Source organism: Hongsoonwoonella zoysiae, from assembly GCF_013266695.1.
Classification (GTDB): Bacteria; Pseudomonadota; Alphaproteobacteria; order Rhizobiales; family Stappiaceae; genus Hongsoonwoonella; species Hongsoonwoonella zoysiae.
This window is the reverse complement of the sequence record NZ_JABRXF010000002.1, coordinates 111782-133878: the sequence shown is the minus strand read 5'-3', so window position 1 is coordinate 133878 and position 22097 is coordinate 111782. Positions and strand designations below refer to the sequence as shown.

Annotated in this window: 21 protein-coding genes; 14 read left to right on the top strand and 7 right to left on the bottom strand. The window is 60.2% G+C overall.

Annotated elements, in window-relative coordinates; genetic code table 11:
- Positions 1–4 precede the first annotated feature (4 nt).
- Entirely contained in the window at positions 5–1381 is a 1377-nt protein-coding gene (locus HPQ64_RS11915) for an adenylate/guanylate cyclase domain-containing protein (RefSeq protein ID WP_172888733.1), read from the bottom strand.
- 400 nt (positions 1382–1781) lie between these two features.
- Between HPQ64_RS11915 and HPQ64_RS11910 the strand changes: the two genes are divergently transcribed.
- The 3 genes from HPQ64_RS11910 (at position 1782) to HPQ64_RS11900 (ending at position 5085) form a co-directional block, all read left to right on the top strand.
- Complete coding sequence (locus tag HPQ64_RS11910; RefSeq protein WP_172888732.1) at positions 1782–2270, top strand: RDD family protein; 489 nt, start codon at positions 1782–1784, stop codon at positions 2268–2270.
- A 160-nt stretch (positions 2271–2430) separates the two neighbouring features.
- Positions 2431–4257, top strand: coding sequence for an SLC13 family permease (locus HPQ64_RS11905; protein WP_172888731.1), 1827 nt, complete (start codon positions 2431–2433; stop codon positions 4255–4257).
- Between the two features lie 69 nt (positions 4258–4326).
- The gene (locus HPQ64_RS11900) at positions 4327–5085 is read left to right on the top strand and encodes an arginyltransferase (protein ID WP_172888730.1); all 759 of its coding nucleotides are present in this window, start codon (positions 4327–4329) and stop codon (positions 5083–5085) included.
- Positions 5086–5116: 31 nt separating this feature from the next.
- Here the strand turns inward: HPQ64_RS11900 and HPQ64_RS11895 are convergent, their stop codons facing one another.
- Positions 5117–5761, bottom strand: a complete 645-nt coding sequence (locus HPQ64_RS11895) for a uracil-DNA glycosylase (protein ID WP_172888729.1) — start codon at positions 5759–5761, stop codon at positions 5117–5119.
- Positions 5762–5775: 14 nt separating this feature from the next.
- The gene (locus tag HPQ64_RS11890; protein WP_172888728.1) at positions 5776–6354 is read right to left on the bottom strand and encodes a LabA-like NYN domain-containing protein; all 579 of its coding nucleotides are present in this window, start codon (positions 6352–6354) and stop codon (positions 5776–5778) included.
- A 464-nt stretch (positions 6355–6818) separates the two neighbouring features.
- On the opposite strand from HPQ64_RS11890, the gene rpoZ reads away from it, so the two are divergent.
- The 11 genes from rpoZ to HPQ64_RS11835 all read left to right on the top strand — a co-directional run bounded on the left by rpoZ (position 6819) and on the right by HPQ64_RS11835 (position 17717).
- Positions 6819–7217 (top strand): DNA-directed RNA polymerase subunit omega, encoded by a 399-nt coding sequence (rpoZ, locus tag HPQ64_RS11885; protein WP_172888727.1) that lies wholly within the window; start codon positions 6819–6821, stop codon positions 7215–7217.
- Between the two features lie 104 nt (positions 7218–7321).
- The gene (locus HPQ64_RS11880; RefSeq protein WP_172888726.1) at positions 7322–9547 is read left to right on the top strand and encodes a RelA/SpoT family protein; all 2226 of its coding nucleotides are present in this window, start codon (positions 7322–7324) and stop codon (positions 9545–9547) included.
- 25 nt (positions 9548–9572) lie between these two features.
- Positions 9573–10154 carry an orotate phosphoribosyltransferase gene (pyrE, locus tag HPQ64_RS11875; RefSeq protein ID WP_172889567.1) on the top strand — a complete coding sequence of 194 codons (582 nt, stop codon included), beginning with the start codon at positions 9573–9575 and terminating at the stop codon, positions 10152–10154.
- 157 nt (positions 10155–10311) lie between these two features.
- Positions 10312–10896 (top strand): DUF2062 domain-containing protein, encoded by a 585-nt coding sequence (locus HPQ64_RS11870; RefSeq protein ID WP_172888725.1) that lies wholly within the window; start codon positions 10312–10314, stop codon positions 10894–10896.
- Between the two features lie 98 nt (positions 10897–10994).
- On the top strand, positions 10995–11432 hold the full coding sequence (gene acpS, locus HPQ64_RS11865) for a holo-ACP synthase (RefSeq protein WP_172888724.1): 438 nt from the start codon (positions 10995–10997) through the stop codon (positions 11430–11432).
- Positions 11433–11605: 173 nt separating this feature from the next.
- Positions 11606–12358 carry a signal peptidase I gene (gene lepB / locus HPQ64_RS11860; protein WP_172888723.1) on the top strand — a complete coding sequence of 251 codons (753 nt, stop codon included), beginning with the start codon at positions 11606–11608 and terminating at the stop codon, positions 12356–12358.
- A gap of 29 nt (positions 12359–12387) precedes the next feature.
- Positions 12388–13101, top strand: a complete 714-nt coding sequence (rnc, locus tag HPQ64_RS11855) for a ribonuclease III (protein WP_172888722.1) — start codon at positions 12388–12390, stop codon at positions 13099–13101.
- 22 nt (positions 13102–13123) lie between these two features.
- On the top strand, positions 13124–14044 hold the full coding sequence (gene era / locus HPQ64_RS11850; RefSeq protein ID WP_172889566.1) for a GTPase Era: 921 nt from the start codon (positions 13124–13126) through the stop codon (positions 14042–14044).
- Between the two features lie 112 nt (positions 14045–14156).
- Positions 14157–14894 carry a DNA repair protein RecO gene (gene recO / locus HPQ64_RS11845; RefSeq protein WP_172888721.1) on the top strand — a complete coding sequence of 246 codons (738 nt, stop codon included), beginning with the start codon at positions 14157–14159 and terminating at the stop codon, positions 14892–14894.
- Positions 14895–14992: 98 nt separating this feature from the next.
- Positions 14993–17242 carry a DNA topoisomerase IV subunit A gene (parC, locus tag HPQ64_RS11840; RefSeq protein WP_172888720.1) on the top strand — a complete coding sequence of 750 codons (2250 nt, stop codon included), beginning with the start codon at positions 14993–14995 and terminating at the stop codon, positions 17240–17242.
- Positions 17243–17249: 7 nt separating this feature from the next.
- Positions 17250–17717 (top strand): GNAT family N-acetyltransferase, encoded by a 468-nt coding sequence (locus HPQ64_RS11835; protein WP_172888719.1) that lies wholly within the window; start codon positions 17250–17252, stop codon positions 17715–17717.
- Positions 17718–17829: 112 nt separating this feature from the next.
- Here HPQ64_RS11835 and HPQ64_RS11830 read toward each other — a convergent pair whose 3' ends face one another.
- The 4 genes from HPQ64_RS11830 to HPQ64_RS11815 form a co-directional block, all read right to left on the bottom strand.
- Complete coding sequence (locus HPQ64_RS11830) at positions 17830–18111, bottom strand: DUF3144 domain-containing protein (protein ID WP_172888718.1); 282 nt, start codon at positions 18109–18111, stop codon at positions 17830–17832.
- Between the two features lie 44 nt (positions 18112–18155).
- Positions 18156–19580, bottom strand: a complete 1425-nt coding sequence (locus tag HPQ64_RS11825) for a multicopper oxidase family protein (protein WP_172888717.1) — start codon at positions 19578–19580, stop codon at positions 18156–18158.
- Positions 19581–19666: 86 nt separating this feature from the next.
- Entirely contained in the window at positions 19667–20884 is a 1218-nt protein-coding gene (locus HPQ64_RS11820) for a multidrug effflux MFS transporter (RefSeq protein WP_172888716.1), read from the bottom strand.
- Positions 20885–21016: 132 nt separating this feature from the next.
- Positions 21017–21946 carry a lysophospholipid acyltransferase family protein gene (locus HPQ64_RS11815; protein ID WP_172888715.1) on the bottom strand — a complete coding sequence of 310 codons (930 nt, stop codon included), beginning with the start codon at positions 21944–21946 and terminating at the stop codon, positions 21017–21019.
- Between the last annotated feature and the right edge of the window lie 151 nt (positions 21947–22097).

Sequence of the window (22097 nt, the reverse complement as noted above, 5' to 3'; positions counted from 1 at the left end):
GGCATCATTCGACCGATACCCAGACGTCGCCGTCGTGGATCCGGCAAGGAAGCGGCTGAAGCGGCGCCCGGTTCTTGGAAATATCGCCGATTTCCTGATGCTCCGCCGCGGTCCCGTCCGCCCGCAGGCTCGTACACCAGTTGAGGATCGCACCGCTCCTGATATCGAAGCAGGCATGATGCCAGCGGCAGTGAAGCCGCCCGTCGCGCTTGATCTCAATTTCCGGCGGGCGGTGCGGGTGGCCCGCTTCCCCCGCCCGGTCGAAAAACGGAAGCTTGAGATGGGGGCAGGCATTGTTGAAGGCGAAGAAACCCTCTTCGGCATGGAAGATGACAATATCGCAATCCTCGAACTCCACCACGCGCCTGCCGCCCGGCGGAATATCTCCTGCCGGACCAATGCGGCGCCAGTTGCGGCCGGCATGGCGGCTGCCGCCATTGAGCTTCCTTGCCGAAAGCTCCCTCGCCGCCACCTCGTTAAGTCCGCCGATTTCGTGGAGGGTGATGCGCTCGCTCGCCCCGCGCAGACGCACGCGCAGGAAATCCTTTTCGACCACCTTGTTCCGCACAAGATCGAACAGAGGCTTGGAGACGAGAAGACGCGTTCCCGCCTCCTTGTTGGCCTCCTCGATGCGGCTTGCCAGATTCACGACGGGCCCAACCGCCGTCAGCCTTTCAGCGCCGGGGCATCCGACGGTGCCGATGATCGCCTCGCCGTAGTGAAGGCCGATCCTGATTTCCAAATCGGCGCCGAACATCGTCTTGACGAAAGGCTTAGCGCGGTCGACCCAGTCAAGCGTTTCAAGCGCGGCATTTACCGCCAGGAGCGGCGCATCCTCGTCCCCGTCCGCTCCGAAAAGCGCCATCATGCCGTCACCGATGCACAGGCTGACATGCCCGCCATTTTTTCCGATGATTTCGCCAGCTTGCGCGAAATAGCGGTTGAGCAGAAACATCAGGTCGTAGGGCGTGATGTCCTCACAATGTCCGGTAAAGTTGACGATATCGCTGAAGAATACCGCGACCCTTTTTAGTTCGCCCGTTTGCGATGGCTGCTTTCTGTGAAGCTGGCTCGCAACCACCGCGTCGATTTCATCAAGAACGAGACGGCGAAACGTGACGTCACCCGATGGGCGAAGCTGGCAGGCAAGCCTGATACGCGGGCCAAGTCTCAGCTTTTCGGAAAGTTCCAGTTCTGCACCGACGCGGTCCGGACAGTGTTCGCCCCCGTTCAGGATCCATATCCGACAGGTGGAGCATTTCGCTATACCGCCGCAGGCGTTGGCAATCGGCAGCCCTGCGCGCAGTGCGGCGGCCAACACGCTTTCCCCATCTTCGCAAATAAACGAAACATTGTCCGGACGGGACTCAAGACGCGGCATGCGACGGCCCTCGCGGCGCTTCGGGCCTGGGCCCTTTCCAGCGCGCCGAACTTAGAGCATATCCCGCGAAATCCGAATCGGATTTCGCGATAAGTGTATGCTCAAGATATTGATCCTGGAGCGAATTCTGACCACGAAAGCGATCCCGCTTTCGTGGAAAGCGCTCTAGCGGCAAGCACGTGATTTGCTGCCAAAAATCAGAAACTTTCAAGAAAAAACGAATCCCGAATCGAAAATTCTTTCACGACACTTAATGCCATGGAAACTTAGACTTTTTCCTTTTCCAATCTGCGGTCAAACAACTATGGGCCGCCGCGAGGCCGTATGCAGGGTCGAATTGAAAGTCCTGGCCGCAAGTCTTATTTGAAAAAGGAACCGACAAAATGGATGAAGACGCAAAATGGCCATCGAAAGCACGGCGCCCCGTGTCGACAGATACGATCCGCTCAGCCGCCCCGAGTTGTTCGAAGGCGTGCGTACGCGACGGATTTTCGCATTCTTCATCGACGTGATCGCGATCGCCGTCTTGACGGTGATGATGGGAATTCTCGTTTTCTTCCTTGGAATTTTCACCCTCGGGCTCGGATTTCTGCTTTATGCGATCCTTTGGCAGGCGGTGGCTCTTGCCTATACCGCCTTCACCCTCGGCGGACCAAACGCCGCAACGCCCGGCATGCGCGCAATGGGGCTTGAAATGCGCCTCTGGCATGGTGAAAGGCCCTATCCCCTGCTCGCCGCCATGCATGCGCTTATCTTTTGGTTTTCCGTTTCCCTTCTTACCCCGCTCGTGCTCCTCGTCTCGCTTTTCAGCGACCGCAAGCGCCTGCTGCATGACCTGATTCTAGGCACGGTCGTCATGAACACGGGACGGGATACCGCCGCGTTCTGAGAACTGCTTTTTCGCGCTTCGGCCCAAAAACGAAAATCCATCCACAACAGGTACGCTCGCGCGGCGATTGAATCCGTCGACCTTGAGCGCGATAGGCTTTAGCCTATCGTCCGATAGCCGGCCCTGAAGAGCCGGAGGGCGAAAGGGACAAGGCCGACGCATGAGCTACGCCGACCTACCCATGGTTTTGACGATGGTCGTCATCCTGATGACGATCGTCCTCTATGCATTCGAACGAATTGCCATCGAACTGATCGCACTCGGATCGGTCGTGGCGCTGATCGTTATTTTCTCCCTGTTCCCGGTAGAAACGCCATCCGGCCCCCTGGGGGCCGAAAGCCTTCTGGCAGGCTTTTCCAATCCTGCCCTTCTTACCGTTATCGCGCTTCTCGTCGTCGGCCAGGGACTGTTTCAGACGGACGCGCTGGAAAAACCCGCCCAGGTCATCGTTCGCGTCAGCCGCCGCAAGCCCTGGCTTGCCGGCGGGCCGATTTTGATCGCGGTTGCCATCATCAGCGCGTTCTTGAACAACACCCCCGTCGTGGTCATGTTCCTGCCGATCCTGTCCGCCGTGGCCGTGGCGCAAGGAACTTCGTCGTCACGCTATCTGATGCCCCTTTCATTCATCGCGATCCTCGGCGGCATGATGACGCTGATCGGTTCCTCGACGAACCTTCTGGTGGCGAATGTCGCGCGCCAGACGAGCGATGTGCATCTCACCTTTTTCAGCTTTACACCTCTGGGCGCGCTGCTTGCCGGTGTCGGCGCGATATACGTGCTGGTCGTCATGCCCTTTCTCCTGAAGCCCCGCAAGACGATGGCCGACGAGCTTGCCGGCGCTTCCGGCAAGCAGTTCATCGCCCAGATCAATATCACCCACGGGCACCCTCTCGTAGGGGCGACAGCCGTTTCCGGCCTGTTTCCGGAACTCAAGGACATGACCGTGCGCCTCGTCCAGCGCGGCGAACGGCCGATCCTTCCGCCTTTCGAAAATGTCACGCTCTCGCCGGGCGATACCGTGATCGTCGCCGCCACGCGCTCGGCGCTGACGCAGGCGCTGTCGCGCCGAAACCCCTTGATGGCGACCGAAAGCGGCGACCAGGAAACCTCCCCGCAAGCTTCCGCCGGCTCGCTCACCCTTGCCGAGGTTGTCGTGGCGCCGGCATCGAGGCTGATTTCGCGCACCCTTGCCCAGACGGGTTTCCACACGATGACCGGCTGCGTGGTGATGGGCATCCAGCGCCGCTCGCGCATGCCGCGTATGGCAATGAACGATATCCGCCTTGAGGCCGGCGACGTGCTTCTGGTTGCCGGCACGCGCGAAGATATCAAGCGCTTGCGCGGCAATCGCGACGTCCTTCTGCTGGACTGGTCGGCGACAGAATTGCCGAAACGCCGGCATGCGCCTACCGCCCTTGCGATTTTCATCATCATGGTCGCGGCAGCGGCCAGCGGACTGGTGCCCATCGTCTCGGCCGCGCTTGCCGGAACCTTCGCCATGATCGTGACCGGCTGCCTGAACATCCGCCAGGCGCTGCGCGCGATCGACAGCCGCATCTTCATGCTGATCGGCGCTTCGATCGCCGCCGCCACCGCCCTGGAAGCGACCCAAGGCGCGGCTCTCATCGCCAATGGGCTCGTCGCCCTCATGGAGGGTCAGCCGCCCGCGGTCTATCTCTCCGGCCTCTTCTTGCTGGTCATGCTCTTGACGAACGTGCTCTCCAACAACGCCGCCGCCGTCCTTTTCACGCCGATCGCGGTGCGCATGGCCAATCAGATCGGAATGCCGCCGGAAGCCTTCGTGGTTTGCGTTATTTTCGCCGCGAACTGTTCATTCGCCACGCCGATCGGCTATCAAACCAACCTGATCGTCATGGGGCCGGGCCACTATCGCTTTTCGGATTTCATTGTCGCCGGCATTCCATTGGCACTGCTCCTTTGGATAACGTTCACTTTGTCTGCCCCTATGTATTATGGTTTGTCTTGAAATCGCTCCCGAGACGGCTCAATTACGTCACGGCGCACCCCTGTCGGAAAGCGATGTCGGAGGCAGAACGTGACGCGGCATTCGACCGATACACCGCAATTTTATCTGACGGCACCCTCACCCTGCCCGTATCTGGAAGGCCGGCACGAGCGCAAGGTGTTCACCCACCTTGTCGGGCCTCACGCTCCGGCCCTCAACGACATTCTTTCGCAAGGGGGATTTCGGCGAAGCCAGAACATCGCCTATCGTCCGGCCTGCGAAAACTGCAGGGCCTGCGTTTCGGTGCGCATCGTCGTGGACCGTTTCGACTGGACGAAATCGTTCAAGCGCGAGATGCGCAGGTGCTCCGATATCGTGGGGGACGTTCTGCCCGCCTCGCCCTCGTCCGAACAATATAACCTGTTCCGCCGCTACCTTGACGACCGCCACGCCCATGGCGGCATGTCCGACATGACCGTCCTCGACTACGCGATGATGGTGGAGGACACCCATGTCGACACCATGGTGATCGAATACCGGAAGAAAGGGCCCGATACCTTCATCACCGGGCGGGGCGAGGGCCCGCTCCTCGGCGTGGCGCTGACCGACCGGCTGAGCGACGGCCTGTCGATGGTCTATTCCTTTTACGATCCCGAAATCGAGGGCATCAGCCCCGGCACCTTCATGATCCTCGACCATGTGGAGCGGGCACGCGCGCTCGGCCTTCCCTATGTTTATCTAGGTTATTGGGTCAACGGCTCGCAGAAGATGGCCTACAAGGCGCGCTTCCGTCCGCAACAGCACCTCGGCGCCCGCGGCTGGCGCGAACCGGGCGAAGACGAAGAGTGATGGCCGCGAGACTCAGGGTCTGGACCTGGTCTCAGCAAGCGGCATCCACATAGGCTCTTATACGGCGAAACACATCCTGAAACATTTCCGGCGTAAGGCGACCGGTGTTCGTGTTGTAGCGCGAGCAATGATAGCTGTCGAAAAGCCTCAGGCCCGGCACAGGCTCATGCTCGCCCCCGTGCGAGAAGGGGTGGGCCGCACGGCGCGCGCCAAGCGCCGAAAGCGCCGCGTCATGCGCGATCCGGCCAAGCGCCATGACGGCCACAAGCCCAATCTGCCGGCGAATGGTTTCTCCAAGAAACGGAAGGCAGTTTCTGATTTCCGCGCCGACGGGCTTGTTCTCGGGCGGCACGCATCTGACGGCGTTGGTGATCGCCGCGTCCACCAGTTCCAGGCCGTCATCGGGCCTTGCGCGGTATGTCCCGCGCGCAAACCCGAATTCGACCATGGTTTGATAAAGCAAATCGCCCGCATAATCGCCCGTGAAAGGCCGTCCCGTGCGGTTCGCGCCTTTCAGGCCTGGCGCAAGACCGACGATCAAGAGACGTGGCGTTCCGCCGGAAAATGTCGGCACCGGCGCATTGAACCAGCCGGGTTCACGCGTCCGGTGCACTTCACGGAACGCGACCAGCCGCGGACAGGCCAGGCAGTCGCGTTCAGGATCAGTTGGCTGCATCGAAACCCGAAAAATCAATAATCGTCGTCGTCATCGTCCGTAACGGGCGCGCGCGGCGCACGCTCGGCCGGGTCCCTGCCGATCTTGTTGGCAAGTGCGGCAAGATCGATGAAATGGTCGGCCTGGCGGCGCAGATCGTCGGCGATCATCGGCGGCTGCGTCTGCAGCGTTGAGACCACGCTCACCTTTCGCCCCTTGCGTTGCAGGGCTTCAACCAGGGAGCGGAAGTCCCCGTCACCGGAAAACAGGACGATATGGTCGACATTTTCCACGATCTCCATGGCATCGACCGCAAGTTCGATGTCCATGTTGCCCTTGACCTTGCGGCGTCCGCTGGAGTCGACGAATTCCTTCACAGGTTTGGTGACAACCTTATAGCCATTATAATCCAGCCAATCAATCAAGGGCCGAATTGAAGAATATTCGCTGTCTTCGATCAAAGCCGTATAGTAATACGCTCTAAGAAGGTAGCCAGTTGATTGAAATTCCTTCAACAGTCTTTTATAATCGATATCAAAACCGATTGCTTTTGCAGTAGAATAAAGATTAGCTCCATCAATGAACAGAGCAATCTTTTCGCGTGGGTCGAACATTCTGGAAAAGCCTTTCTCTGGAATACAAGGCGTATCTATTCATTAGCATCTGGAAGTAGACTTCACGATTTGGATTTTTGACCCAATGGGCTTGCAAATTTTCACCGCCGCGAAGTCTTTCCGATATTTACCTTACGCCCTGCAATTCATCCGCACCGCGGATACGTGCCTGTGCCCTACGAGGCGTTCCCGGAAAGGGAATCCTCATTGTTCTTGGTTTTTGGACGTTCTATTGAAATGTAAACGCCGCACCACGTGCGTACACGATAATTCCACCGCTCGCAACCGGACTTGGGCGTTTTGCCGTCGGCAATTCATACGATAAATACATGTTTATCGAGCGTTATTTCCGGATCGCCTTGACATATCTGACTTTATCCTTCGACCACGCGAGACTTGCGTTCGTCTCTTTCACGCATTATGTGTCCACATTCGATTTCCCAAAGATGATATGGAGATGATGCATGGCGCGCGTAACCGTCGAAGATTGCATCGACAAGGTCGAGAATCGCTTCGAACTGGTGCTTCTTGCGAGCCATCGGGCGCGGATGATTTCGAGCGGCTCGCCGCTGACCGTCGATCGGGACAATGACAAGAATCCGGTCGTGGCGCTGCGCGAAGTGGCCGAACAGACGGTCAATCCCGAGGACCTCAAGGAAGACCTCATCCACTCGCTGCAGAAGTATGTCGAGGTTGACGAACCGGAGCCGGATGCGGTGCCCATGGTTCCGAGCCAGGCGCAAGGCCGCACCGAGGTCAATCAGGTCGACGATACCGACATCGAGTTCGACAGGATGTCCGAAGAAGATCTTCTGCGCGGGCTGGAAGGCCTTGTCCCGCCGGAGCGTTCCGACGACATTTGACCACAAGTGTATTTCCGGATGGCCGTGAACGCGGGCAATTCCTTCGTCCCGCCGTCCGGATCAGCGCCCTGCGGCGCTTCCATTTGCCGTGATCGGTTACGGCCATGATGCGCCAATACGAACTCGTCGAGCGGGTTCAACGCTACAATCCCAACGCCGACGAGGCACTGCTCAACAAGGCGTACGTCTATGCTATGCAAAAACATGGCAGCCAGACGCGCGCCTCAGGCGACCCCTATTTTTCCCACCCGCTTGAAGTTGCCGCCATTCTGACGGACCTGCGCCTCGACGAGGCGACCATCGCCGTCGCCCTTTTGCATGACACCATCGAGGATACGGACGCCACCCGGGCAGAGATCGACAAGCTGTTCGGCGAAGAGATCGGCAACCTTGTAGAGGGCCTGACGAAGATCAAGCGTCTGGATCTCGTTTCCAAAAAAGCCAAGCAGGCTGAAAACTTCCGCAAACTGCTTCTCGCGATCGCCGACGACGTGCGCGCCCTTCTCGTGAAGCTCGCCGACCGGCTGCACAACATGCGCACGCTCCAGTTCATGCCGGAACACAAGCGCGGGCGTATCGCCGAAGAGACGATGGAAATCTATGCGCCACTTGCCGGGCGCATGGGCATGCACGACATGCGCGAGGAGCTGGAAGACCTCGCCTTCATCACACTCAATCCCGATGCATATCAGACGATCACCGAGCGCCTTACGCAAATTCACGAAAAAAACGAAGGCCTTATCGCCGATATCGAAAGCAACCTGACTGAGCGCCTCGCGGAGCGAGGTATCGCTGCGATCGTCAAGGGCCGCGAGAAACGCCCCTATTCGATCTTCCGCAAGATGCAGTCGAAGTCGATCGCCTTCGAACAGTTATCGGACATTTACGGCTTCCGCATCGTTGTCGGTACGGTGGAAGCCTGCTACCGGGTCGTCGGCGTCATCCATACCGCTTGGCCCACGGTACCGGGCCGTTTCAAGGACTATATCTCCACGCCGAAGCAGAACGACTACCGCTCGCTTCACACCACCGTCGTCGGGCCGAGCAGGCAGCGTGTCGAACTGCAGATCCGCACTTTCGCCATGGACCGCGTCGCCGAATACGGCATTGCCGCCCACGCGCTCTACAAGGATGGAGAATTCGGCGGGCGCAATATCGCAAAGATTCAGGAGGAAAGCCGCGCATACGAATGGCTGCGGCGGACGATCGACCTGTTGTCTCTGGGCGATACGCCCGAAGAGTTTCTGGAGAACACGAAGCTCGAGCTTTTCCATGACCAGGTCTTCTGCTTCACGCCGAAAGGGCGGTTGATCGCGCTGCCGCGTGGTGCGACGCCCATCGACTTCGCCTATGCCGTTCACACGGACGTTGGCAACACCTGCGTCGGGTCCAAGATCAACGGACACATCATGCCGCTCGTCACCGAACTCAGAAACGGCGACGAGGTGGAGATCATCCGCAGCCAGGCGCAAACTCCGCCGCCGGCCTGGGAATCCATCGCGGTCACGGGCAAGGCGCGGGCCGCTATCCGCCGCGCAACGCGCGAATCCGCCAGAAAGCAGTACGGCGCGCTGGGCCGGCATATCCTGGAGCGGGCGTTCGACCGCGCGGGACGGGAACTGAGCGACGAAAACCTGACCGCCGCCCTCGGATCGCTCGGCCAGAACAATCTGCTGGACCTGCTGGCCGCCATAGGCCGTGGAGAAATCCGCGCGGCGGAAGTTCTGGGCACGCTTTATCCCGACCACGAGCCCGGGCAGCCCGAACAGCGTCTTCTCGTCTCCCACGCGGCGGCGGAGGACGGGTGGTTCGACCTGGAGGCCGGTTCGGGCATGAAGTTTCGCGTGCCGGAAGGCGCGGTCACCACCGACGATGGCCCCTCGATCCCCATACGCGGCTTGCAGGGCGACCTGCCGGTCCGCTTCGCGCCCGACGGCGGCGCGGTGCCGGGGGATCGGATCGTCGGCATCCTGACGCCGGGCGTGGGCATCACGATCTACCCGATCCAGTCTCCCGCGCTCAAGGAATTCGAGGATGAGCCTGAAAGCTGGCTCGACGTACGCTGGGACCTCGAAGGGGACCGGCGCGAACGCTTTCCCGCGCGCATCGCGGTCGCCGCCCTTAATGAGCCTGGCTCGCTTGCTACGATTGCCGGTACGATCGCGGACCTCGAGGCCAATATCGATAACCTGAAAATGGTGCGCCGGGCGCATGATTTTCACGAAATGATTATCGATCTCGAGGTATGGGACCTCAAGCACCTGAATAGGGTAATCAATCAGCTCAGGGCGCGCTCGAACGTCTCCAGCGTGGCAAGGGTGAACGGCTGATCGCATGGCGAAGGAGAGCGAAGACATGACCCGGGAAGAGGTTCTCAGCATATTCAGGGAGGCCGGCGCGATTCTCGAAGGTCATTTCATCCTCTCCTCGGGATTACGCAGCCCCGTGTTCGTTCAGAAAGCGCGTGTATTCATGTACCCGGACAAGACGGAGCGTCTTTGCCGCGCCCTTGCCGAACGCATCCGCGCCGCGGATCTCGGCGATATCGACTATGTGATCTCGCCCGCCCTCGGCGGGCTGATACCGGGCTATGAGACGGCGCGCCATCTGGGCATTCCCGCCATGTGGGTCGAACGGGAGGATGGCCGGTTTCGCCTGCGCCGATTCGAGATGGAGAAGGGTGCGCGCGTCGTCATCGTGGAAGATATCGTAACAACGGGCCTTTCGAGCCGCGAAACGGTGAATGCGCTCAAGGAGCTTGGGGCGCGGGTATTGGGTGTCGCCTGCCTGATCGACCGGTCCGCCGGCGAAGCCGACCCCGGTGCACCGCTGATTTCGCTTTGCGATTTCAAGGTGCCCGCCTATTCGCCGGACGACCTGCCGCCGGAACTCGCCGCCATTCCGGCCGTGAAGCCGGGCAGCCGCGGCCTCACGTAACGATGAAGAAGAACGGCGTCAGCATCCAAAATTCTGTTGGCAATTCGTCGCCACTCCAACTGTGCCTCAATTGTCTTCGGATTTACCGCCGCATGACCTGATAGAAATACGTGAACGCCGAACTCAACAACAAATACAATCCACGCCAAAGATCGAGATGCTCTTCCAACGCCGACAGAAACCGAACCAGATACAGCGCCTGAGAGTGGCCGTTTGGCCGCGCCACAGCTGGTCGCGTTCTCTGCGATATTTTTCGAAACGTATCCTGCGGCTGACAGGCTCGCCACATGCCATCGCGCTCGGTTTTGCGGCCGGCGCCTTTGCTTCCATTACACCGCTTATCGGCTTTCACTTTATCTTGAGTTTCATCATCGCCTTTATCATCGGCGGCAACATGCTCGCCGCCGCCCTTGGCACGGTCGTCGGCAACCCCTTCACCTTTCCCTTCATCTGGGCTTCGACCTATAAGCTCGGCACCTTGATCCTGCACGGCGAAGCAAGGCGATTGCGCTCCGACGCGCTGAAGGGGGAGCTTGGCGAAACGCTGCTTGAGAAATCGCTCGACACACTCTGGCCGGTCCTGAAACCCATGTTCGTGGGCGCGCTCCCGCTCGGGCTCATTATCGGAATCCTTTCGTACTTTGCCGTGTTCTACAGCGTACGCGCCTATCAAAGAGGGCGGCGCCAGCGTCTTGCGGCGCGCCGCTCGCTTCCGCGCCGTAGCGTGACGTCGGCAGAGTGAGGCGATGCTTGCGCCTGAGCGCTTATCTTTCGTTCACTGGCCTCGCCCACCCTGTTCTTTGATATGAATTTCGCCTCTCAAACCGGATCGGTTTCAAAATGATAGTCGGCATCGGATCGGACCTCATCGACATCAGGCGCATCGAAAAAACGCTTTCGCGTTTCGGCGATCGCTTCACGAATCGGGTCTTTACCGAAATCGAAAGAGCCAAGTCCGACCGCCGTGCGGAACGCGCCGCCTCCTATGCCAAGCGGTTTGCGGCGAAAGAGGCCTGTTCGAAGGCGCTCGGCACCGGAATTCGCATGGGGGTCGCCTGGCGGGAAATGGGCGTCGTCAACCTACCGTCGGGAAAACCGACCATGGAGCTCAGCGGCAGCGCGCTTAAGCGTCTGGAATCATTGGTACCTGACGGGTTTTCCGCGAGGATAGACCTGACGATCACGGACGACTTTCCGCTCGCACAAGCCTTTGTCGTCATCACTGCCTGGCCGCCTGATTGGCCGAGCCTCGAGACGCTTCGACGATTGAAAGACTGAATGGTTCGGCGCTATTCGTTGCGTTGCACCAGTCGAACCGATAGAAGATTTTACGCCTGCGGCCGGTACAGACTCGATCCGGTCGCAACGTTTGATTGCCATTGGGACAACTTTTTCGCGCCGGGGCCAGCCGCGCGGATGGTGGAACCTTGAATTGAAAGACGAAGGATGAAATGAGCGTGTCCGAAGAAAAGAAGGCAAAGGAAGGCGGTCTGTACGAAACCGTCAAGGTGATCGTGCAGGCTCTGATCCTGGCGCTCGTCGTCCGCACGCTCTTCTTCCAGCCTTTCAACATCCCCTCCGGCTCGATGATGGATACGCTCCTCATCGGGGATTATCTGTTCGTCTCCAAATACAGCTACGGCTATTCCAAGCACTCCTTTCCTTACGGCCTCGCACCGGTGGAAGGGCGTATCTGGGCGGAGGAACCCGAGCGCGGCGACATCGCGGTATTCAAACTGCCGAAGGATAATTCCACCGATTACATCAAGCGCGTTATCGGCCTGCCCGGCGACGAGATCCAGATGATCGACGGCGTCCTGCACATCAATGGCGAAGCGGTGAAACGCGAGCGGATCGATGACTATATCGAGACGGATCCCTTCGGCAATGTGCGCCGCGTGCCCCGATATCGCGAGACGCTTCCGAACGGCGTAACCTACGATACGCTGGACCTGACCCAGCGCGGAACGTGGGACAACACCCGCGTCTACAAAGTGCCGCCCGGCCACTTCTTCATGATGGGCGACAACCGCGACAATTCCACCGACAGCCGGGTCCTGTCGGCCGTCGGCTATGTGCCCTTCGAGAATTTTGTTGGTCGCGCGGAAGTCATCTTCTTTTCCATCGACGAGGACGCTTCCGCCTGGATGGTCTGGAAATGGCCCTGGACTGTCCGCTGGAACCGTATTTTCCGCGGTCTTTGACCGGCGCGACAGCTTCGGAGAAACAGAAAATGGGCCGCCGCCGCACCGACCTGGCGCTGGAGGAACGCATAGGCTATCGCTTTCGCGATCCCGGCCTGCTGGAACGCGCACTCACCCACGCCTCCTCCGTCGCGGGAGAAGGTGTTGCGACGGAAAGCTACCAGCGGCTGGAGTTTCTGGGAGACCGGGTGCTGGGGCTTGCCATCGCGTCGATGCTCTATGCCGCCTTCCCGCAAGCCGAGGAAGGCGAGCTTGCCCGCCGGTTGAACCAGCTTGTCAAGCGCGAGACTTGTGCGCAGGTCGCGTCCGAACTGCAAATCGGCGAGGCGCTGCGCGTCGGCGGCGGCGAGGCGCAAACGGGCGGGCGCAAGAAGACGGCGATCCTGGCCGACGTCTGCGAATCCCTGATCGCCGCCATCTATCTCGATGGCGGATATGAAACCGCTGCCGATTTCGTCGACAGGTTCTGGCGCAAGCGCATGACGGAATTCACGGGTCACTTGCGCGACGCCAAGACAAGCCTGCAGGAGTGGGCGCAGGGCCGCGGGCTGGAGCCGCCATCCTACAAGATCACCAGCCGGGGCGGCCCGGATCATGCGCCCGAATTCACCGTGACCGTGTATATTGACGGAACGGAGACGGCCACCGGCACCGGCGGGTCGAAGCGTATCGCGGAGCAAAACGCAGCCGAAGCCGCCCTTGTGCGCGAAGGCGTGTGGACAGGAAACAAAAACGGTGACTAGCCACGATAACGGCACGTCCGGCATGCCGGCAGATGCCGATGCCCCCGACGGGCCGACAAGGGCAGGTTTCGTCGCGCTGATCGGTGCGCCGAACGCGGGCAAATCCACCCTTCTCAACCAGCTTGTCGGGACAAAGGTTTCCATCGTCACCCACAAGGTGCAAACGACCCGCGCGATCATTCGCGGCATCTCAATGCAAGGGGCATCGCAGGTCATTTTCGTCGATACGCCGGGGATTTTCCGACCCAAGCGCAGGCTCGACCGCGCGATGGTGGACACCGCATGGGGCGGTGCGAAAGATGCCGACATCGTGGCGCTTTTGATCGACGCGCGCAAAGGGCTCGACGAGCAGAACGAGAAGATCCTCGAAAAGCTTGCCGATATCAAACTGAAGAAGATCCTGATCCTCAACAAGATCGATACCGTCAGGCGCGACAGCCTGCTTGCGCTTGCACAGTTGATCAACGCGCGCGCCCAATTCGAGCAGACCTTCATGGTCTCCGCACTTAATGGTGACGGCGTTTCCGATCTCGTCTCCTATTTCGCCGAAAACGTCCCCGAAGGGCCCTGGCTTTATCCTGAGGACCAGGCGTCCGACCTTCCCTTGCGCATGCTTGCCGCAGAAGTCACCCGTGAGAAGCTTTTCCTGCGGCTGCACGAGGAGTTGCCCTATATCTCCACGGTGGAGACGGAAAGCTGGCAGGAGCGCAAAGATGGCTCGGTCAGGATCGAACAGACCATCTTCGTGGAACGCGACAGCCAGAAGAGCATCGTTCTCGGCAAGCGCGGGCAGACGATCAAGGCGATCTCCCAGGCCGCACGCGAGGAAATCTCACAAATGCTGGAGCAGCCGGTCCATCTTTTCCTTTTCGTGAAGGTGCGTGGAAACTGGGCCGACGATCCGGAACGCTACCGCGAGATGGGGCTGGAGTTTCCCCACTAGAACATCCTGCGTTCGAATGAAGGCGGACAAGATGCTCCAGGATTTTGAACGCGATCAACTTTTCGGCGTTCAGGTGGCTCCACCTGAACGCGGGTTGGTCTGAGGGCATGTCATGGAGTGGACGGGGCAAGGCATCATTCTCGGCTGCCGCCGCCATGGAGAGCATGATGTCATCGCCGAGGTGATGACGCGAGACCGGGGTAGGCATCTCGGCCTCGTCCGTGGCGGGCGCAGCCGCCGTCATCAGGCCACACTTCAGCCTGGCAACGAGGTCGGTCTTGTCTGGCGCGCGCGCCTTGACGGTCATCTCGGCAATTTCACCGTGGAGCCGTCACACCTTCGCGCGGCATCGCTGATGCAATCGGCCGAAGGGACCTACGGCATTCAGGCCGTAGCAGCACTTCTGCGCCTTCTGCCGGAGCGCGATCCCCACCCCGCCCTTTTCGACGCGCTCGAGGTTATCCTCGAACATGCCGACACGCCGGAAATCGTCGGCGCGCTTGTCGTGCGCCTTGAATTGCAGATGCTGAACGAGCTTGGCTTCGGCCTCGATCTTTCGCGCTGTGCCGCAACCGGCACCAAGGCCGATCTCATCTACGTTTCACCGAAATCGGGCCGGGCCGTCAGCCTGGAGGCCGGGCGCCCCTACCACGACAAGCTTCTGACGCTGCCCGCTTTCTTGCGCGAAGGCGAGGAAGGGGTTCCCCGCTCCGCCGATACCGCCTCGCTGGAGGCTGCATTCCGCCTCACCGGCTTTTTCCTGCACCGTCACGTGTGGGAACCGCGCGGGATTGAACCCTCACCCGCGCGCGACGGTTTCATTCAGGCGGTCCTGCGTGACGCGACCTGACCGCTTCCCAGCCGGAATTGGCGGAATTCCGCGAAAACTTGTGCAAAGGCCAACCCTGACGAATTGATTCGCCGTGGCAATGCGGTTAACTGGAACATATGGGAAACGAGCTGATTCCGCCCGGTGGCGTCGAACCGATCAACCTGCGCGAGGCGTTGGAGGAGCGTTACCTCTCCTACGCCTTGTCGACGATCATGCACCGCGCGCTGCCGGATGTGCGCGACGGGTTGAAGCCGGTTCACCGCCGCCTGCTTTACGCCATGCGTCTCTTGCGGCTCGACCCGGGCGCAGGGTTCAAGAAGTGCGCGCGCGTCGTCGGCGACGTCATCGGTAAATATCATCCTCATGGCGATCAGGCCGTCTATGACGCGCTTGTCCGACTTGCGCAGGATTTCGCGCAGCGTTACCCGTTGGTCGACGGTCAGGGCAACTTCGGCAATATCGACGGCGATAATGCCGCCGCCATGCGCTACACCGAAGCGCGGCTGACCGACGTCGCCAAACGCCTGCTTGACGGTCTTGACGAAAACGCAGTCGATTTCCGCGAAACCTACGACGGCGAAGAGAAAGAACCGATCGTCCTTCCCGCCGGCTTCCCGAATCTGCTCGCCAACGGTTCGTCGGGCATCGCGGTCGGCATGGCAACCTCGATTCCGCCGCACAACGCTGCGGAACTTTGCGAAGCCGCCCTTCACCTCATCAAGAACCCAAAGGCGGAGACCTCCGAACTTCTGCAGTTCGTGAAGGGGCCGGATTTCCCGACAGGCGGCCTTCTCGTCGCCGATCAGGCAAGCCTGCTTGAGGCTTACGAGACGGGCCGTGGCGGTTTCCGTGTCCGCGCGCGCTGGGAGGTGGAGGATCTTGGCCGCGGCACCTGGCAGATCGTCGTCACTGAAATCCCCTACCAGGTGCAGAAATCGCGGCTGATCGAGAAGATCGCCGAATTGCTTCAGGCCCGTAAACTGCCGCTTCTCGACGATATTCGCGATGAATCTGCGGAGGACGTGCGCGTCGTTCTCGTGCCCCGCTCCAAAAACGTCGACCCGGCCTTGATGATGGAGTCGCTTTTCAAGCTCACCGACCTTGAAAACCGCTTCCCGCTCAACATGAACGTGCTGTCGCGCGGGCGAGTGCCAACGGTAATGGGCCTGAAGCGCGCGCTGCAGGAATGGCTGGAGCACCGCAAGGAAGTTCTTGTCCGCCGCTCCGAGCATCGATTGGCCCAGATCGAACATCGCCTGGAGGTCCTGGAAGGCTATCTGATCGCATATCTGAACCTCGACGAGGTGATCCGCATCATCCGCGAGGAGGACGAGCCGAAGGCCGAGCTTATCCGTACCTTCAAGCTGACCGACGTTCAGGCGGAAGCGATCCTCAACATGCGCTTGAGAAGTCTGCGCAAGCTTGAGGAAATGGAAATTCGCAAGGAGCACGCAAAGCTCACCGCAGAGCGGGACGAGCTTGTCAAGCTGCTCGGCTCCGACCAGCGCCAATGGACGCGGATCAGCAAGGAAGTGGCCGAAATCGGCAAGGCCTTCGGGCCGGAGACCGAGCTTGGCCGCCGCCATACCGACCTGACGGAAGCACCTGACCATGATCTTGGCGACATCCAGCAGGCGATGATCGAGAAGGAACCGATCACCGTCATCGTTTCCGAAAAAGGGTGGATCCGCGCGCTCAAGGGTCATCAGGCGGATTTGTCGAGCCTTGCCTTCAAGCAGGGCGACAAACTCAAGATTTCCTTCTTCGCCGAGACGACGGACAAGATCCTCGTCTTCTCCACTGGCGGCAAGGTTTTCACGATCGCCGCCGACCGTCTGCCGGGCGGGCGCGGACACGGCGAGCCGATCCGCCTTATGGTCGACATGGAGGAAGGCCAGGACGTCGTCGAATGCTTCGTCCACAAGCCTGGACGCAAGCTTCTCGTCGCCTCGTCGGAGGCGCGCGGCTTCATCGTTTCGGAATCCGATGTGGTCGCCAATACCCGCAAGGGCAAGCAGGTGCTGAATGTCTCCAGCCCGGCGGAAGCCAAGATCTGCGTTGCCGCCGATGGCGATCATGTCGCGGTGATCGGGCAGAACCGCAAGCTTCTGGTTTTCCCGCTGGCGCAGATCGCGGAGATGTCGCGCGGGCGTGGCGTAAGGCTCCAGCGCTATCGTGATGGCGAAATTTCGGATGCCGTCGTCTTCAAGGCCGAAGAAGGCCTCACCTGGATCGATTCCTCCGGCAGGAGCTTCACCCGCTCACTGGATGAACTGACGGACTGGCGCGGAGATCGCGCACAAGCGGGCCGCCTGCCGCCAACCGGCTTCCCAAGGTCCAACATGTTCGGCCGGCGGACGCTTTGAGGGCGAAATGCCCGTAAGGCGCTACAGGCCTGATGACGCTTCGCGTCTGAGCGATATCTACAAGGCAGCGGTATTGGTAATCGGCGCGCGGTATTATTCGCCCGATCAGCTGCGCGCCTGGGCGGCTCTCGCGCCCACGCCGAAGCGTTTCGCGGAATTGATGGGCGACGGGCGCATTGCGCTGGTCGCAACCGACAAAGACGATCAGGCCGTCGCATTTGCCGACCTTGAACCCGACGGCCATATCCATTTCCTTTATGCCGCTCCTGAAGCGGCCGGCACTGGCGCCGTCTCGACACTTTACGATCGTCTGGAAGAAAAGGCCCGCGACCTCGGCTTCATACGCCTTTATGCGGAGGCGAGCGAAGCCGCGCTTCGCTTTTTTCTGAAAAAGGGATTCACTAAAACCGCCCGCCGAGAATTTGAGGTCGAAGGCGTTCCCATCCACAACTACGCGGTCGAAAAGCGGCTTTAGCCAACCGCGCCACCCTCACCCTGGCCTTCTCCCTTCAAGGGAGAGGCCGGCGCGGATCGGGCCGGGTGAGGGTGAAGTCGCTTCCACTTATATGGGCCTTTGCCTGCCGCCCTTACCCGAGTTCCGGATCGGCGAGATGCTGGCGCAGCATCTCCGTATATTGCTTCACCATCTCCTCGACGAACTCCTCGTGATTTTCCACCTCGAGCACCGCCTTGGCGACATGGGCGTTGTAGCGCGCCGCCGCCCAGAGAAATGCCATCTGCAAGTCTGTCGCCGGGATCTTCCGGTTCTCGCGGTTCGCGACGTCGATGAACTTTCCCGCGACATCGAGAAAGCCCTTGGTGTCGAGATTGCCCTCGGCGCGTTGCGCGCGGCGCTCCTGCCTGTTCATGCCGTCTCCACCATCATGAATCCATCCGCCTTATTTTGATAATCTTATGCCACTTCGAACCGGGCCGTCATGCCGGCTGCCTGATGCTCCAGCATGTGACAGTGGATCATCCATTTGCCGGGATTATCCGCGACGAAAGCAACCTCCACCTTCTCTCCCGGCTCCGTCAGCACGGTGTCGTGCCAGATTTCGCGAGCCGGTTTCACGCCATTACGCGACAGCACCTTGAAGTGGTGGCCGTGAATATGCATGGCATGCGGAAAGCTGGTGTCGTTGATTATGGGCATCCGTATCGTGCGCCCGCGCGCGACCGAAAAAAGGGCCTGGTCATGGTGCGAGCCCACGATACCGTTGAACGCCCAGACCTTGCCTTCCTGCGCAAGGGACCTCAGGTCCTTTGTTTCTCCGTTGAGGCTCGCTTCGCGTAATCCGCCCATCGCGCCGCCCTGCATCAACAGATCGACAGCAAGCGCGTCGTCGAACGAAAGTGACCGGTTGAGCGGGTTTGGAGAAAGCGAGATATCCCCCGGCAAGGGCTTATCGCGTGTGATGGCCGCCCCTTCGGCGACGATTTCACCGGCAGAAAAAGGCGCGCCGGAAACTTCTTCAACCTTGAACACGCCGGGATTTGAGGGAACGTCCACGATCAGATCGGCGCGCTGGGACGGCGCAATCACCAGAGTGTCTGCTTCCAACTCATACGGCGCCACCGGCTGCCCATCGAGGGCGATAACCTGTGGCTTCAGCCTTGAGAAGCGGAAGGAAAGCACCCGCGCATTCGCCGTGTTGACAACCCGCACACGAAGCCGTTCGCCGGGTCGCGCACGCTCCTTGAAATACGGCAGGCCGTTCGTCGTCAGCACATTGCCGAGGCGCCCCGCATGGCTCCAGTCATGAAGGTTTCCAAAGCTTGCCTCGTCGATCTGTCGTTCTTCGTTCAGTCGCCAGTCGTCGAAGACGAACAGAAGTTCGCGGTCATAGGCTTTCGCCCCCGCCTCTTCCACGATAAGCACGCCGTAAAGCCCGCGCGCCAGTTGCTCCCACGAGCGGTTATGCGGGTGATACCAGAAGGTGCCGGCATCCGGCGCCTTGATACGGTAGTCGAAACTTTGGCCCGGCTCGACGGCTTCCTGCGTCAGTCCCGCCACGCCGTCATATGCGTTATCAAGGCGAATACCATGCCAATGGATCGTCGAAGGCTGCTTAAGCCGGTTCACGAAACGCACGGGCAGCGTCTCGCCCTGGCGAACCCAGATCACCGGGCCGGGCACCCTGCCCTCGTATCCCCAGATATCGGCCTTCGGTCCGCCTTCTTCCCAAAGTTCCGCGGTGCCTTCCCGCGCTTCGATCGTCAGCGGTCCATCGTCGGCCGCCATCACGCCGTTCGGCAGGCAGGACAACGTCCAAAGCGCTGCCCCTCCCTTCAGGAGATCGCGGCGGGTGGGGGAATAAACTCGTCTGTTGGGCATATGTCAGATACCGCAATTTTTCTCGCTGACCGAAACCCTATCACGACCAATCCGGCGAAACGACGGCACATCCGGACGCCACGTCTTCAGCCGTCCGGATCGGTGATCTTCGTCGCGAAACCGGAGATCAGCGTTGCAACGCAGGCAAGCACCATGACAAGCACGAGGGGCCAGATCGTGCCTGGCCACAAGACACCTGAAAGCAACCACCCCACGAGCGCCGATGCGATCGCCCCGAACCCGATCTGCATGCTCCCCGCCAGACCCGATGCCGCCCCGGCAAGATCCGGACGCACACTCACGGCACCCGCGATCGAACTCGGCAGGCAGATGCCGTTCGCGATTCCGACAAAAAAGATCGGCCCGAACAGAGAAAGCGGATGTATGTATCCCGCCGCGAAGAATACGGCGATTGCAGCGATTGCCGCCAGCAGGAGCAGGTTGCCGGCGGTGATCATTTTCAGCACGCCGGCGCTCGAGGCATGGCGGCCCGAAACCCAGTTGCCGACGATATAACCGGCCGCGACGAGCATGAAATAGAGCCCGTATTCCGACGGCGACATGTCAAGCAGTTCCGAGGCAATGAACGGACCGCCGCCAAGGAACGCGAAAAACGTTATCGACGTAAACGCGGCGGTGAGCGCATAGGCCCAAAACGCGGGAAGCGTCATAAGTGTGCCGAAGTTCCTGAACAATTCGCCGACGCCGCCGGACATTTTGTAGTGGTTCGTCTCATGCAGGTTGACGAAAGCGGCAAGCATAACGGCCAGGCCGATGGCGATCACGAAGATCGAAATCGCCACAACGCCGAACGCCTGGTCGAGCACGCCGCCGATGGCAGGACCGACCATCGGCGCGACCGCCATGCCCATCGTCACATAGCCGATCATGCTTGCCGCCTGTCTGCGGTCGAAAAGGTCGCGTACGATGGCCCGTCCAAGCACGATGCCCGCACATCCGCCTGCCGCCTGCAGGATGCGCCCGACGAGGAAAACCGAAATCGACTGTGCGAACACGCAAATCATCGATCCGGCAAGAAAAATGCCGAGCCCCCACAACAGCACCGGCCGCCGTCCGAAGCGATCGGACAGCGGCCCTATGGCGATCTGCGCCAAAGCCACGGCCGCAAGATAAAGCGATAGCGTAAGCTGCACTTCGCTCATGGTCGTTCCGAAGAACTCCACCAGCCTGGGCATCGACGGAAGATAAATGTTCATTGCCAATGGGTTGACGGCCGAAATGGCAACGAGGATGGCAATTGACGGACGCCGGGCCGTAACCGGCGTTAAGACATCTTGTTTCATGCAAACCTATATCGCCTGCGATCCATGTCGCGACAAGGCAGGATTGCTGGAAAAAGCGTTTCCTGTTCCGCGACACCGGCCCGAGCACAGCAGGCGCGGCGTCACCGCATCGTCATTATCCGCGGCGCTCGCTCAAAGCTGGAACCAGCCCCGCCATTGCTCCGGATATTCGGCAACGTATCCTGACACGAATTTCGCATATCTATGGACGATACGCCGTGGCGTCGGCTCGCCGTCCTTATAGGTCGCCGGATCGTTGAGGTTGGGCCCGACCACCACGCGGTAGGTCCCCTTCCTTTCACGCAGCGTGACGACGGGCAGGAGGTTTGCCTCAGTCCTGAGGGCGAGCGCCGCCGCGCCCGGCGCGAAGTTGAATTTGCCGTTCAAAAACGGCACCCGAAGAGGCTTGGCCCGGTTCCGGTGCATCGATCTTGCCGCGGTTATCCAGACATTGCCGCCGTTTTTGAGGGCACGGGTCAAATGCAGCGCGGCGAGGCCCGCATTTTTCGGGTCGATCACTTCACGCCGCAGCGTGAACGCCTCTTCCGGCTTGCGCATTACCCGGTTGAGCACCGCTTCTCCAAAGGCCGTCTCGGACAGCCCATGCGTCGCGCGCATGAGATGCACGAATTCGACACCGCATCGCTTGAGCGCCACCTTGGCGATGATGTCCATGTGAACGAACGGGCTGATCCAGAAAATCGCGCCCCGCCCGTTATCCAGCGCCTGCGCGACGCGCTCGCGCCCTTCGATCTCGATGATCGGGTCCCACCTGCCCGGACGGTGGTAGCGCAGCATCTCCATAAGCATCACGAGTTGCTCGCCGGCAAGCTCGGTGAGGATTGCGTCCGCGGCACCCGGTCCGTCGATATCGGGCAGAATTTCGGCCATCCGGGTCGGAATGCGGTCGGTTCGGTTGTTGCTTACGAACCGCCGCGCGGAGCCTTCCAGGGCGTGGGCAAGTCTTGGCCACGCCCGCCTCGGCCACGTCCATGCGGCCGGCAACAGCAAAGGCAGGCCGATCATCAACGCCGCATCGCGCGCGGAGAATATTCGCTTCATGAAGGATCAGAAATCAGAGTCGGGTCGTCAGTGCAATGAGGTCGATTGTCGATGCCTCGAAGCGTATTGCAACCTGTTCGTGTTTCAAGTATTCCGCGCATCAAATCAATATTGTTTCTTGCGCAACTAAATAAGATTACTTCTTATCTCG

Coding starts and splice junctions, on each gene's coding strand:
- HPQ64_RS11915 (WP_172888733.1), bottom strand. CDS start 1,381: ATGCCGCGTCTTGAGTCCCGTCCGGACAATGTTTCGTTTATTTGCGAA.
- HPQ64_RS11910 (WP_172888732.1), top strand. CDS start 1,782: ATGGCCATCGAAAGCACGGCGCCCCGTGTCGACAGATACGATCCGCTC.
- HPQ64_RS11905 (WP_172888731.1), top strand. CDS start 2,431: ATGAGCTACGCCGACCTACCCATGGTTTTGACGATGGTCGTCATCCTG.
- HPQ64_RS11895 (WP_172888729.1), bottom strand. CDS start 5,761: ATGCAGCCAACTGATCCTGAACGCGACTGCCTGGCCTGTCCGCGGCTG.
- HPQ64_RS11890 (WP_172888728.1), bottom strand. CDS start 6,354: ATGTTCGACCCACGCGAAAAGATTGCTCTGTTCATTGATGGAGCTAAT.
- rpoZ (WP_172888727.1), top strand. CDS start 6,819: ATGGCGCGCGTAACCGTCGAAGATTGCATCGACAAGGTCGAGAATCGC.
- HPQ64_RS11880 (WP_172888726.1), top strand. CDS start 7,322: ATGATGCGCCAATACGAACTCGTCGAGCGGGTTCAACGCTACAATCCC.
- pyrE (WP_172889567.1), top strand. CDS start 9,573: ATGACCCGGGAAGAGGTTCTCAGCATATTCAGGGAGGCCGGCGCGATT.
- HPQ64_RS11870 (WP_172888725.1), top strand. CDS start 10,312: ATGCTCTTCCAACGCCGACAGAAACCGAACCAGATACAGCGCCTGAGA.
- acpS (WP_172888724.1), top strand. CDS start 10,995: ATGATAGTCGGCATCGGATCGGACCTCATCGACATCAGGCGCATCGAA.
- lepB (WP_172888723.1), top strand. CDS start 11,606: ATGAGCGTGTCCGAAGAAAAGAAGGCAAAGGAAGGCGGTCTGTACGAA.
- rnc (WP_172888722.1), top strand. CDS start 12,388: ATGGGCCGCCGCCGCACCGACCTGGCGCTGGAGGAACGCATAGGCTAT.
- era (WP_172889566.1), top strand. CDS start 13,124: ATGCCGGCAGATGCCGATGCCCCCGACGGGCCGACAAGGGCAGGTTTC.
- recO (WP_172888721.1), top strand. CDS start 14,157: ATGGAGTGGACGGGGCAAGGCATCATTCTCGGCTGCCGCCGCCATGGA.
- parC (WP_172888720.1), top strand. CDS start 14,993: ATGGGAAACGAGCTGATTCCGCCCGGTGGCGTCGAACCGATCAACCTG.
- HPQ64_RS11835 (WP_172888719.1), top strand. CDS start 17,250: ATGCCCGTAAGGCGCTACAGGCCTGATGACGCTTCGCGTCTGAGCGAT.
- HPQ64_RS11830 (WP_172888718.1), bottom strand. CDS start 18,111: ATGAACAGGCAGGAGCGCCGCGCGCAACGCGCCGAGGGCAATCTCGAC.
- HPQ64_RS11825 (WP_172888717.1), bottom strand. CDS start 19,580: ATGCCCAACAGACGAGTTTATTCCCCCACCCGCCGCGATCTCCTGAAG.
- HPQ64_RS11820 (WP_172888716.1), bottom strand. CDS start 20,884: ATGAAACAAGATGTCTTAACGCCGGTTACGGCCCGGCGTCCGTCAATT.
- HPQ64_RS11815 (WP_172888715.1), bottom strand. CDS start 21,946: ATGAAGCGAATATTCTCCGCGCGCGATGCGGCGTTGATGATCGGCCTG.